At 45.0% G+C, this 12,386-nt stretch carries 11 protein-coding genes; 7 read left to right on the top strand and 4 right to left on the bottom strand.

What is annotated here, in order from left to right:
• Positions 1-183: 183 nt before the first annotated feature.
• From AB6F11_RS14275 to gcl, 3 genes are all read right to left on the bottom strand, one after another.
• Entirely contained in the window at positions 184-1,080 is an 897-nt protein-coding gene (locus tag AB6F11_RS14275; protein ID WP_017083054.1) for a 2-hydroxy-3-oxopropionate reductase, read from the bottom strand.
• A gap of 37 nt (positions 1,081-1,117) precedes the next feature.
• Complete coding sequence (hyi, locus tag AB6F11_RS14270; protein ID WP_104216389.1) at positions 1,118-1,894, bottom strand: hydroxypyruvate isomerase; 777 nt, start codon at positions 1,892-1,894, stop codon at positions 1,118-1,120.
• Between the two features lie 116 nt (positions 1,895-2,010).
• The gene (gene gcl, locus AB6F11_RS14265) at positions 2,011-3,783 is read right to left on the bottom strand and encodes a glyoxylate carboligase (RefSeq protein WP_104216388.1); all 1,773 of its coding nucleotides are present in this window, start codon (positions 3,781-3,783) and stop codon (positions 2,011-2,013) included.
• Between the two features lie 313 nt (positions 3,784-4,096).
• Here gcl and aceB point away from each other — a divergent pair, with 313 nt between their 5' ends.
• Both aceB and AB6F11_RS14255 read left to right on the top strand, forming a co-directional pair.
• Positions 4,097-5,722 (top strand): malate synthase A, encoded by a 1,626-nt coding sequence (gene aceB / locus AB6F11_RS14260; protein ID WP_104216387.1) that lies wholly within the window; start codon positions 4,097-4,099, stop codon positions 5,720-5,722.
• A gap of 101 nt (positions 5,723-5,823) precedes the next feature.
• On the top strand, positions 5,824-6,264 hold the full coding sequence (locus tag AB6F11_RS14255) for a heme-binding protein (protein WP_008220964.1): 441 nt from the start codon (positions 5,824-5,826) through the stop codon (positions 6,262-6,264).
• Between the two features lie 99 nt (positions 6,265-6,363).
• On the opposite strand, the gene AB6F11_RS14250 is transcribed toward AB6F11_RS14255, so the two are convergent.
• Positions 6,364-6,846: a MarR family winged helix-turn-helix transcriptional regulator gene (locus AB6F11_RS14250; protein ID WP_017054932.1), complete on the bottom strand. Its 483-nt coding sequence runs from the start codon at positions 6,844-6,846 to the stop codon at positions 6,364-6,366.
• A 124-nt stretch (positions 6,847-6,970) separates the two neighbouring features.
• Here AB6F11_RS14250 and AB6F11_RS14245 point away from each other — a divergent pair, with 124 nt between their 5' ends.
• The 5 genes from AB6F11_RS14245 (at position 6,971) to AB6F11_RS14225 (ending at position 12,287) form a co-directional block, all read left to right on the top strand.
• Complete coding sequence (locus tag AB6F11_RS14245; protein ID WP_104216386.1) at positions 6,971-7,864, top strand: DMT family transporter; 894 nt, start codon at positions 6,971-6,973, stop codon at positions 7,862-7,864.
• A 134-nt stretch (positions 7,865-7,998) separates the two neighbouring features.
• Positions 7,999-8,922: a LysR family transcriptional regulator gene (locus AB6F11_RS14240; RefSeq protein WP_104216385.1), complete on the top strand. Its 924-nt coding sequence runs from the start codon at positions 7,999-8,001 to the stop codon at positions 8,920-8,922.
• Between the two features lie 171 nt (positions 8,923-9,093).
• The gene (locus AB6F11_RS14235; RefSeq protein WP_104216384.1) at positions 9,094-10,278 is read left to right on the top strand and encodes a hypothetical protein; all 1,185 of its coding nucleotides are present in this window, start codon (positions 9,094-9,096) and stop codon (positions 10,276-10,278) included.
• Between the two features lie 73 nt (positions 10,279-10,351).
• Positions 10,352-11,005 carry a hypothetical protein gene (locus AB6F11_RS14230; RefSeq protein WP_029406111.1) on the top strand — a complete coding sequence of 218 codons (654 nt, stop codon included), beginning with the start codon at positions 10,352-10,354 and terminating at the stop codon, positions 11,003-11,005.
• 367 nt (positions 11,006-11,372) lie between these two features.
• Positions 11,373-12,287 carry a DMT family transporter gene (locus AB6F11_RS14225; RefSeq protein WP_104216383.1) on the top strand — a complete coding sequence of 305 codons (915 nt, stop codon included), beginning with the start codon at positions 11,373-11,375 and terminating at the stop codon, positions 12,285-12,287.
• The last annotated feature ends 99 nt before the right edge of the window (positions 12,288-12,386 follow it).

Here is a 12,386-nt window from a genome sequence, read left to right as displayed (position 1 = left end):
CACTCCTTAGTTGACGGAGAAAAAAAGAACCCCGATACAAGGCCAAAGGGTGCCTGCTAAGATCAAGTTGGAAAGGAACAACTTCAACCTCTGCCTCGTATCAGGAACGCGTATAAAAGGAGACGAAACTACGCGATTTATAAACAAACTGTTGGGCTACGAATCGATAGCAGCCCTAATTAATTAGCGAATCGAGTGGTCAGAACGTTTCTCAATCGCTTGGATAAGCGCAGAGTGGTCCCAACCTTCACCGCCCATTTCGGCGCACTCGCCAAATAGCTCTTGAGCGTTAGCCGTATTCGGTAGTGCGACACCTAATTCTTGTGCGCCCGTTAGCGCTAAGTTCAGGTCTTTCTGGTGAAGTGAGATTCTAAAGCCCGGGTCGAATGTGCCTTCAACCATACGCTCACCGTGCACTTCCAAGATCTTAGAGTTAGCAAATCCGCCTAGTAGCGCCTGACGCACGCGTGCTGGATCAGCGCCTGCTTTCGAAGCAAAGACTAACGCCTCAGACACGGCTTCGATATTCAGAGCAACGATGATTTGGTTTGCGACCTTACAGGTTTGACCCGCACCGTTGTCGCCTACTAGCGTGATGTTCTTACCCATGATTTCGAACAGAGGTCGTGCTTTATCAAAGGCTTCTTGCTCACCGCCAACCATGATAGTCAGCGCCGCATTGATAGCGCCTACTTCGCCACCTGATACCGGTGCATCAAGGTATGAAGCACCGCCTTCGTTGATTCGCGCTGCAATTGCTTTGGTCGCGATTGGCGAAATTGAACTCATGTCGATAACCAGTTTTCCAGCTGCACCGCCCGCCATTAGGCCTTTCTCAACACCGTTGTCACCAAACAGGACATCTTCAACTTGAGGGGTATTCGGCACCATTAAGATAATGATATCTGCTGCTTCAGCCGCTTCTGCTGGTGAATGACAGACCGTTGCGCCTGCTGCCACAAGATCGACAGGTGCTGCATTAAAGTGATCCGACAGAATCAATTCATGACCCGATTTTTGAAGGTTACTCGCCATAGGTTTACCCATGATGCCAGTTCCGATAAATGCAATTTTAGACATGTTGTTCTCCTTAACGTTTGAGGGTTACCAGACGCAATTAACGGTACTGGTTCAGCCAACCAAGGCCTTCTGTCGTTGTCGTTTTCGGTTTGTATTCGCAGCCAACCCAGCCTTGATAGCCAAGCTCATCAAGATAATTAAGCACGAATGGGTAATTGATTTCTCCGGTACCCGGTTCGTGTCGACCTGGATTATCCGCCAATTGCACGTGTGCGATTTGACCAATGTTCTGCTGCATGGTCGGCGTAAGATCGCCTTCCATAATTTGCATGTGATAAATATCGTATTGGATAGAAAGGTTATCGCTCCCTACCTCTTTGATGATCGCTTTGGCTTGCTCAGTCGTATTCAAGAAGAAGCCCGGAATATCACGGGTATTGATCGCCTCTATCACTAAGCTAATGCCTTCTGCTGCTAGCGCGTTCGCCGCGTAATGCAGGTTAATCACAAACGCCGATTGCGCGTCTTGTTGGGTCACACCTTGCGGAACAATCCCCGCCAAGCAATTCACTTGAGTACAACCGAGTGCTTTTGCGTAAGCGATGGCTTTAGGTACACCCGCTTGAAATTCTTCAACTCTTGCTGGGTCTACCGCGATACCACGGTCGCCAGCGTCCCAATCACCCGCAGGCAAGTTAAATAGCACTTGCTCTAGGTGATTAGCGTCGAGCTTTGCTTTGATTGCCTGAGCATCAAAGGCGTAAGGGAAAAGATACTCCACACCTTGAAAGCCCGCTTCTGCGGCAGCTTCAAAGCGATCCATAAAATCAACTTCCGTGAATAACATTGACAAGTTTGCTGCAAATTTTGCCATGACTCTGTCCTTATTCTTTATCTGTAAAAATCTGGTTATTTGTAGTAAAGCCTCGCTCTATTGGAGACTTTCCGTAGAGCTAAACCTCAGCTCTACGGATACACATTACTTAATGATTACTTGTACGCCAGCGCCGTTGGAGCATCGTCGCGGCTTTCGGCAAGCGGTTCAAATTCGTTAATTGCATTGATCTCAACGCCCATCGCAATGTTGGTTACTCGCTCAAGAATCAGCTCAACAACAACCGGTACTTTGTGCTTGTTCATCAGCTCTTTTGCTTGCTCAAACGCAGCGGCAATTTGCTCTGGTTCACGAACTCGAATTGCCTTACAACCTAAACCTTCAACAACCGCGACATGGTCAACACCGTAGCCTTCAAGCTCTGGCGCATTCTGGTTATCAAACGCCAGTTGTACACAATAGTCGATATCAAATTGGCGCTGTGCTTGGCGAATCAAACCTAGATACGAGTTGTTCACCAACACATGAATGTATGGCAAGTTGAACTGCGCACCTACCGCCAGTTCTTCGATCATGAATTGGAAATCATAATCACCAGAGATAGCGACAATATCACGATCAGGATCGGCCGCTCGTACACCTAATGCAGCAGGTGTTGTCCAACCCAATGGGCCTGCTTGACCACAGTTGATCCAGTTACGAGGCTTATAAACATGCAGGAACTGAGCGGCAGCGATTTGCGACAAACCAATGGTGCTCACATAGCAAGTGTCACGGCCAAATGCCTTGTTCATCTCTTCATAAACACGCATCGGCTTCATTGGTGCTTCATCGAAATTGGTTTTACGCAGCATGGTCGACTTGCGTTCCTGACACTCACTTGCCCAAGCATTTCGGTTCGGCAACTTGCCAGCATCACGCCACTCTTGCGCCACTTCAACCATTAGCTCTAGTGCAGCTTTCGCATCAGATACAATGCCTAAATCTGGGCAGAACACACGGCCGATTTGGGTTGGTTCAATGTCCACGTGTACGAACTTGCGGCCTTCGGTGTAAACATCCACAGAGCCGGTATGACGGTTTGCCCAACGGTTACCCACACCAAACACAAAGTCAGAGTTGAGCATGGTTTCGTTACCGTAACGATGGGACGTTTGTAGCCCCACCATACCCGCCATTAAGTCATGGTCATCTGGAATAGAGCCCCAGCCCATTAAGGTTGGGATCACTGGAACACCGGTAATTTCTGCGAACTGTTGTAACAATTCAGATGCGCCAGCGTTAATCACACCACCGCCCGATACAATCAGCGGTTTTTCAGATTGAGACATCATGGTTAATGCTTTCTCAACCTGCGCGCGGGTTGCTTGCGGTTTGTAAGGTTCTAGCGGTTCATAGGTATCGATATCAAATTCAATCTCAGCCAGCTGAACATCAATCGGTAGATCAATCAGGATTGGACCCGGGCGACCCGAACGCATTAAATGAAAGGCTTTTTGAAATGCGCGTGGCACTTGAGCAGGTTCCAGTACCGTGGTTGCCCACTTAGTCACAGGCTTAACGATAGATTCAATGTCGACCGCTTGGAAATCTTCTTTGTGAAGACGAGCACGTGGCGCCTGGCCTGTGATGCATAGAATTGGAATCGAATCTGCAGACGCAGAATAAAGGCCCGTGATCATGTCCGTTCCCGCAGGACCAGAAGTACCAATACACACACCTATATTGCCTTGATTGGTACGCGTATACCCTTCAGCCATATGGGATGCACCCTCTACGTGACGAGCTAAGACGTGGTCGATTCCTCCGAGCTTTTTCATCGCTGCGTACATTGGATTTATCGCTGCGCCGGGAACACCAAATGCGATGTCTACTCCTTCACGTTTAAGCACCTCTACCGCTGCTTCAATCGCTTTCATAATTGCCATTCGAACCTCCAGTTCAGATTGTATACAATTAACCTAACTTTTGTGTACTATGAACCATCCTCGCTATTTATCAACCCCAGAATGAAACAATCTTGTTACATCAACCCATCACATTAAGTACGCACTTACCCTGAAAAGCTTACAATTCATTGCTTTACATAAAATATCTTTACGTAAAAATAAATTAAAAAAGATTAAATGATAAATAAATGTTAAATACCGTTTGCTTGTTTACAATTTCTACAATATAAATATCCTTAAAAAGATAATTTTGTATACAAAATGACATCGTATTGTACAAAGGAGACAAGCAATGATGAATGACGTGAAAGAGAGAGAAGATGTGCTGTGTATGCAGGTACTTGGGAAGATGGACAACTCCGAGTACAAAGAGATCTTGTCTAAAGATGCATTAAAGTTCTTAGAAGCCCTTGTTAATAAGTTTGGAGATCGCCGTCATACCCTGCTAAATGACCGTGACATAAAACAAGCTCAATATGACAACGGTGAGTTACCTAATTTCAGAAAGGACACCGTATCCATTCGTCAGAATAATGAATGGAAAGTGGCAACACCGCCGCCAGAGTTACTGGATCGCCGCGTAGAGATCACCGGACCTATCGAAAGAAAGATGGTGATCAACGCGCTAAACTCAGGCGCGAAAGTCTTCATGTGTTGCTTTGAGGATGCCTCTTCCCCGACTTGGGCCAATATGGTCGAAGGGCAAATCAACCTAAGAGACGCCAACCTTGGCACCATTAGCTACTTCGATGAGAAGAAGCAGAAGCGTTACCAATTAAACGACGATCCTGCACTGCTGATCGCACGCCCACGAGGGATCCACCTTCCTGAGCAATCCATCCAATTCAACAATCAGCCTATCGGCGGTTGCTTGATGGACTTCGCTTTGTACTTTTTCCATAACTATCAGTCACGTGAAAAACAAGGCTTAGGTGTTTACTACTACATTCCCAAGCTTGAGAGCATGGAAGAAGCACAGTGGTGGGACGATATTTTCAGCTTCACCGAAAACTATTTCCACGTACCCAAAGGCACCATTCGTGCGACCGTGTTGATTGAAACTCTGCCAGCCGTATTCCAAATGGAAGAGATCTTATACGCCATGCGTGATCATATCGTAGCGATGAACTGTGGCCGTTGGGATTACATCTTCAGCTACATCAAAACGCTGAAAAACCATAAAGACCGCATCTTGCCAGACCGCCACGGGATCGGCATGGATCAAGAATTCCTCAACGCCTATAGCCAACTGTTGGTGCGCACTTGTCACGCTCGTGGCGCATTAGCAATGGGTGGGATGTCAGCCTTTATTCCAGCAAAAGACCCGCAAGAAATGGCACGTGTAACCGCCAAGGTTATCGAAGATAAACAAAGAGAATCTCAGAACGGACATGATGGCACATGGGTCGCACACCCTGCACTGGTTGATTTGGCAATGTCGATCTTTGATAAGCACTTAGATGGCAAAGTAAACCAAATGGATTTCCAAAGCCCAGAGCATGTGATCAATGCAGACTCGTTGCTAAAGCCTTGTGAGGGCAGTCGCGACGAAGTAGGAGTACGTAAGAATATACGCATCGCGCTGTATTACATCGAAGCTTGGATTCAAGGCTACGGCTGTGTGCCTATCTACGGCCTCATGGAAGATGCCGCGACTGCTGAGATCTCAAGAGCCAATATCTGGCAGTGGATCCACCACGGGGTAACACTCGATGATGGCCAAACCTTTACCAAATCACTATTCCACTCTTGGCTTTACCAAGAGCTAGGCACGATAAAACATGAAGTCGGAGACTCGTGCTATACAGCAGGTCGATTTGAAGAGACAGCTGATCTTTTCTATCAACTTTCTACAGCCAAAGAGTTCGCTGCCTTCCTAACTTTACCCAGCTATGGGCTATTACAAGAGTCCAGTTAGGACTCTTGTACCGAGCTGAATCAGTCGATGATATTCACAACAAGCGTAATGATTGGCTGACTTAGCTTGGTACACGGCCCCTTGAAAAACTAGGAGATAACATGGGAAGTTTGACTCTACAACAAGCGTTAACCATCATTGATGGCACCTTAAAAGCAGGAAACAAGATCCACACAGAACCTTTGACGGTCGCCGTCTTAGACAGCGGTGGCAAGCTGATTTCTCTGCAACGTCAAGACGGCTCTAGCATGATGCGACCAGACATCGCGATCGCTAAAGCGTGGGGGGCACTCGCACTGGGTTGTTCCTCTAGAAAACTCGCCCAAGATGCTGACAACCGACCAGCATTTATCTCCGCCGTAAACGTGCTCGCGCACGGAAACATGGTGCCAGTTCCTGGGGGGCTACTGATTCGAGACAAGGATAAAACGGTATTGGGTGCTATCGGCGTGAGCGGTGACATTTCAGACATTGATGAAAGCTGCGCCATTAATGGCATTGGCTGCGCAGAACTGTTCAGTGATGAGATGCTGCAAGCTTAACTCGCTAACTCTCTGTACTTGAAATTCTTAGACAGGAACAAAAAAACCGAAGCGATTAGGCTTCGGTTTTTTATTGAATCTAAAGGAAGATCAGAAAAACTACTCGTACGCGCTCAACCATGTTTTCAGAAGTTGGTTGGTGTTCTTCTTCTGACTCGCAGACAATGATTTAACCAGTTTTTTCTGCATTTCGACATGTTCAGTCATCATTTGGTCAATAAGAATAAGACCATCTTTTGTTAACTGAACACTCACGCTGCGTCTGTCTTCTTTACTGTGCTCACGACTGATCAGCCCTTTCGCTTCTAGCTTATCAAGGCGATTGGTCATCGCGCCTGATGTCAGCATCATCGAGCCGATCAATTCTGACGGAGTCAGTCGGTAAGGCTTTCCAGAACGTCGCAACGTCGCCAGCACATCAAACTCACCCAGCTTCATGTCGTATTTTTTATGAAGCTCGGCAACTTGCGTCTCCATATACTTGGCAATACGCATAATCCGGCCCATCATTGCCATAGGCTCAGTTTCTAATTCGGGCTTTTCCTTTGCCCATTGCTCTACAACGCGGTCGATAGCATCCATTTGCAATCTAGCTCCGTGATTAGTCTTGTTTACTTCAAACTAGTTTAACATAAAGATACTTTACAACCACTAGTTCTCAGTATACAGTTCACACAATAGTTATCTTAATGTAAAGATATTTTAAATGAACATATTATTAGCAATGATCCCCGCGTTCTTTTGGGGAACAACCTATGCAGTGACGCAATTTACGCTACAGGAGTGGCCACCATTATTATTAGGTGCTTTGCGTGCGTTACCTGCTGGTTTGTTATTGCTAGCAGTAAAGCCGACACTGCCTAAAAACGGCGAGTGGCAGATCATTTTCACATTGGGTCTTATCAATATTGCGACCTTCTTTGGCCTGATCTTCGTGATGGCACTAACGCTGCCTTCAGCGATTTCTGGCGTGGGTATGATCTCTGTGCCTGTGTTCGCGATGATCTTCCATTGGGTAGTGAAAAAGCAGCGCCCGCATTTGATTCAAGCCCTGTCTGGTATTGGCTTGATCACCTTAGCGTGGATATTGTTTAACCCAAGCCAAATCGCTTTGAATCCAATCGGTTTAGGTGCCATGTTCGCCGCAATCATGTGTATTGTCATCGGCAGCAGTATTACCAAATCACTGGGTAATCGCATGCACTGGTGGAAGGTATTAACATGGCAACTGATTCTGGGCGGTACGATTTTGTCTGTCGCGTCTGGCGTTCATGCATTCATCGATCCGCAGCCTTATGTTAATGCCGTGACTCATTTCGATACTCGTAATGCTATGGGACTCGTATGGGTTATTGGGCTAAACACAGCGCTGGGTTACGGCATGTATGTGTGGTTGCTACAGCGTATGTCGGTGGTTGATTTCACCTTCGGTGGCATCGCAAACCCAGTAGCTGGCATCGTGACCGGTATGGTGTTGATGGGTGAATCCTTTACTCCAGTACAGTATTCACTGATGACAGGCATGATCGTGATGTCACTACTACCGCAACTTATTCTGGCAGTAAGACAGTCCAAACAAGTTAAGCCTGTTACGCAGTAGAAGATTTAGATTGTTACTTATAAACCCGCCAAGTGCGGGTTTTTCTTTACAGGCATCACACCTATATAAAATATGTATTTGTTCTCGTACCGACCCAACCTTATAGTTAAACAACTAATAATAAGGTGCTCAATATGGCAAAAGACTTGTTTTCTAGCTTAGATTTAAATCTACTGCGAACTTTTATGATCCTGCATCAAGAGCGGAATATGCGCAAAGCATCCGAGCGTTTATTCGTATCTCAACCGGCGATCAGTAAAGCTCTACAAAGATTGCGCGATCATTTTGACGATGAGCTATTTGTAAAAACGCACCACGGATTACGTGCAACAGAGCATGCCAATATGCTCGCCGAGAATATTTCACCAATCTTGGATGATCTTTCTTCAGCACTCAATAATAGTAATGAATTCAACCCTAGTGAACTACGCGGGCCCCTCAAGTTAGCGTTATCTCCTTTCCTCCTTAGCTCACTATCAAGTAAGTTATTCAAAGCAATTCGCTCTCAAGCTCCGCATGTTCAAGTTCAGCTATTAAACTGGTCTAAAACAACGATGGCTGACATCATTAATGATGAGGTGCTGATTGGTTTCAATTATGAAATTAACCACGCCCCCAAGGAGCTCTTACAACAACCGATAGCCCAAGACAGTTTTAAAGGTTACTTGAGAGAAGGCCATCCTTATCAGAAAGATTTTATTGAAATCAAAGATGGCGTTAAGTTTGAGCTGGCTACAATTATTGCGATAGATTGGAACTCTCATCAAACACTTGCAGAAAAAATAATGAAAATCAAAGGACTAGAAGCAAGAATAGGCTTCCGTTCAGAGCTGCCATCAGCGGTTATTGATGTAGTACAAAACTCCGACATGATGTTCCCTGCCTCGAAATTTTTAGGCATAGAGAAGAAAACCTCCTTACGGGCCATCGACATCTTATTTGACAACAAGGATATCAACCCTATCGTGTGTGCATACTTTCACCACAAACATCGTAACAGTCCTACAACTCTATGGCTTAAGAAGATATTGGATAACCTTCTCAATAATAACCAGTAGTTATCACCCTCTTTACTCTGTTTCATTAATAACTAATCGTTAAGGCCTCTATTCTTTTAAGGAATTAGAGGCTTTTTTATTCAGTCCATATACTTCTCTCATCGGCTAGGAACGCCACATAACACTGCAAGAAGCAAACCTTGTTCCTATACAATTATTTGAGAGTAAACCATGAAACTAAAACTACTAAGCACTGCTATCGCAGCGACATTCCTTGCTGGCTGTTCTTCTTCTGGTAGCAGCGATAACGGTACAAGTCCTGAACCACAGGTTGGCGTTGCTGATGTTATTTACAACGAAGAACTACGAACAGCATATATCATCGGCGATGAAGGTAACAATGCTGTAGTGATTGGAGATGGTGAAGGTAACGCTGTAGTAGCTGTAAATGGTGAAGTATTCACTATCCAAGGTGATGTTGTTGTCGACGCGAATGGCGATATCGTTGGCACAGTGGTTACAGACAATGGTGTTGCGACCGTTTATATTAACGATAAATCATATACATTAGCTGTTGAAAATGGCCGATTGATCATCGAAGGTTCAGTGTTAGAACCAGAATTTGGTGATGACGAATGGGGACCTTCTGCTGGCAATGAATTCTTTGCTAATTACATGATTGTAGACGACCTTGGAATGCCTGTAGCGCTTATCGAAGGTGACAACGGTAACTACATGTGGGTCATCCAAGGAGATGATACCTATTACCTCAATATTAACGGTTCAGATGCTAAACCAACTCACAAAATCGTAGATGGTGAAGTGTTAACGATGTCTGGTGAAAGCACCGGAATCACAGTAGAAACTCACCGTACTGATGGTCAAATTACACATCTGACATTCAATACTCCCCGCGGTGAAGAAATCATTATTCGCCATGAAGACGGCCGTCTAATCGCAACAGTCTTTGGTCACGGGCATGAGCACGAAGGCCCTGATTCCGCGCCTACTTACGGTGACATAGATGACGTTCTAGGCACAACTATCATTACTCTGGACAACGGTGAGACACTGATTTTGAAAGATGGTGTTTTATACCACCCAAGCTCAGACAGCGGAGCTGTGCTCAATGCTGACGGTACAATCACTAATATGGATGGCGAAGTTATCGCTCACGCTGAAATGCAAGAGCTCGGTTTTGTTGTGAGCTTAGAAAATGGCGCAGAAATTACGTTCCGTAATGATGACGGACGTCTTTTCGCAGCAATAACTGGTAAGCCAAACATTGCTCAGGAAAAAGTAAGAGGCCTTTCAGATATCCAAAAACAAGAACTAAAAGGTAAAATTCAATCTCTTTCTCAAGAACAACGTCAGCAAATTAAACAAGCAGTCAAAGACCGCGTTAGTCGTAGCTAGTAAAAAATAATAAATATAAAAGCAAAGGAGCCGCTTATTAGCGGCTCCTTTTTATTTGAGAGTTGAGAACACGATGAAACGACTATTGATCACTTTATTGATGCCCTTCGCCATATATGCAAACGACCATCAATTACAAACATTAAGCTACCACGAGCCAAGTTTAAGTTTTCAAACAGCCAAAGCCGGAGACAGCTGGATAGGTACAGTCTCTGGTGTCATTCAAGCAACTGAAGAAATCAACATCAGTGCAGAAATTGACTCGGAAGGTTACCTAGAAATAGGGACGGGTTACGGATTGATGTTGGGTAACTTTTACACTGAAGCTTTCGTGAGTTATGGCCGAGCAGACCTGATCGATATCTACGATATAGGCTTATTTGGTGGCACAGCTATCACGAGTAATATTATGGTTTTTGCTAATACATCGCATGAATGGCGCGATGTTTCTTTATCCCTCATAGATATGACAGACAGAGAATGGAAGAACACGGTTGGGACCAGTTACTCTCCCACACAGTTTATGAACTTTTCTTATTCATTCAGCCATGATCGTCAATTAACGGGTTCAAAAGGCTATTACAACAGCCAAGACGTCACTTTTACGCTGAAACCCAAATGGGTGGAACCGTATGTGAAATATACATTCGGTCAAAAACGCGTTAGTCCGGGAGACGTATTTCGTTCTGATGGTAGCGTTGAGCTAGGATTCAACCTTCGTTTTTAGTTTACCGTTTCGTGTGGTAGCTCTCACCCCTTTATAGTTTGATTCAATAAAGGGGCTTTTTGCCTCGTACTAAGTCTTTAGTACCAATCAAGAATAAAACAATCACCTTAAATAATGTTCTCACTTCGGCCTCAATTTCAACCTTCTATCTCCCACCAACCCCTCAAAAAGAACAATAACTTTAACTCACCCTGCCTTTGTGAAAATAAATTATTAAAAAAGATTACATTAGAGATTTAATTTCTATATTTCATTTCAATTAGAGATAAAAAGACAAAAACTTTCTCCGACGACCTACTTATACTGTGCCACGTCGTTAAGGCGCTACAAGCCTATGATTTAAAATAATTATTAATGAGTAGTCACCATGAATTCGAAGTCGCTAACTATTTTGCTTTTTGTCTCTGTTTGCTTAATTTGGGGAACCACTTGGTTCGCGATGGAAGTAGCATTGCATTCTATCCCACCTATTTTTGCTACTGCGTTGCGCTTTTTACTTGCAGCACCTCTGCTTGCAGTATTGGCGAAAGTCTTCAACCAACCACTGCTGTTCCCTAAAGGTAAGCGCCAATGGCTGCTTATTGTTGCGTTGATGTATTTCGCGATTCCGTTTACGTTGATGATCTATGGCGAGCAATACATCTCTTCAGGTTTAGCGTCGATCATCTTCGCCAACATGCCTGTGGCTGTGATGTTGATGTCTGGCTTATTCTTAGGTCTACGACTAGCGAAGCACCAGATATTCGGGTTGATCGCTGCTGTTGTGAGCCTATGTCTAATCCTTGGTAATGAAATGCAGATGGGTGGCGATGACTACCTAATTGGCACGGTTTGCTTAGGCCTTGCTGTGGCGATTCACGCAGTTATGTATGTGCTGGTTCAAAAGCACTGCAAAGGCATTGAAGTACTGACCTACAACGCCGTACCAAGCTTAATTGCAGCTCTATTCTTATTTGCCGTATCAGCTATGGGCGAAAACGTAAATGTTAAATCTTTCACTTGGGATTCAATCTCAGCTGTGGTTTACCTAGGCTTTGTGGCGAGTGTGGGCGGCATTGTGGCTTACTTTAAATTAGGTCAGGTTTCGACCCCTTTCCAAGCGTCTATCTGCTTTTTGATTTTCCCGGTAGTAGCGCTGCTAATATCTTGTTACGTCAATGGTGAGGTTCTATCTGAACAGTCACTTGTAATGATGATTCCTCTACTTTGCGGCATCCTGCTAACCAAAGCACCAAAGGGAATCTTCAAGCTGCGTACCGAATTAAAAACCGTAAGAAACTGATCCGCGTGAAACCTATTTTGCGGATTAGATATACATATCCCACATAATCGAGTAGGAGGAGGCCTCACGGCCTCCGTCCTCTCACACCACCGTACAAGC

Origin of the sequence: Vibrio sp. 10N.247.311.14 (assembly GCF_041467715.1) — a bacterium.
Lineage (GTDB): Bacteria > Pseudomonadota > Gammaproteobacteria > Enterobacterales > Vibrionaceae > Vibrio > Vibrio crassostreae_C.
Note: the sequence above shows the minus strand (reverse complement) of the source record. Positions and strands in the feature narration are given on the sequence as shown.

What these genes read in the sequence shown, in the direction of transcription:
- AB6F11_RS14275 (WP_017083054.1), bottom strand. Translation starts at nt 1,080, where the DNA reads ATGTCTAAAATTGCATTTATCGGAACTGGCATCATGGGTAAACCTATG.
- hyi (WP_104216389.1), bottom strand. Translation starts at nt 1,894, where the DNA reads ATGGCAAAATTTGCAGCAAACTTGTCAATGTTATTCACGGAAGTTGAT.
- gcl (WP_104216388.1), bottom strand. Translation starts at nt 3,783, where the DNA reads ATGGCAATTATGAAAGCGATTGAAGCAGCGGTAGAGGTGCTTAAACGT.
- aceB (WP_104216387.1), top strand. Translation starts at nt 4,097, where the DNA reads ATGATGAATGACGTGAAAGAGAGAGAAGATGTGCTGTGTATGCAGGTA.
- AB6F11_RS14255 (WP_008220964.1), top strand. Translation starts at nt 5,824, where the DNA reads ATGGGAAGTTTGACTCTACAACAAGCGTTAACCATCATTGATGGCACC.
- AB6F11_RS14250 (WP_017054932.1), bottom strand. Translation starts at nt 6,846, where the DNA reads ATGGATGCTATCGACCGCGTTGTAGAGCAATGGGCAAAGGAAAAGCCC.
- AB6F11_RS14245 (WP_104216386.1), top strand. Translation starts at nt 6,971, where the DNA reads ATGAACATATTATTAGCAATGATCCCCGCGTTCTTTTGGGGAACAACC.
- AB6F11_RS14240 (WP_104216385.1), top strand. Translation starts at nt 7,999, where the DNA reads ATGGCAAAAGACTTGTTTTCTAGCTTAGATTTAAATCTACTGCGAACT.
- AB6F11_RS14235 (WP_104216384.1), top strand. Translation starts at nt 9,094, where the DNA reads ATGAAACTAAAACTACTAAGCACTGCTATCGCAGCGACATTCCTTGCT.
- AB6F11_RS14230 (WP_029406111.1), top strand. Translation starts at nt 10,352, where the DNA reads ATGAAACGACTATTGATCACTTTATTGATGCCCTTCGCCATATATGCA.
- AB6F11_RS14225 (WP_104216383.1), top strand. Translation starts at nt 11,373, where the DNA reads ATGAATTCGAAGTCGCTAACTATTTTGCTTTTTGTCTCTGTTTGCTTA.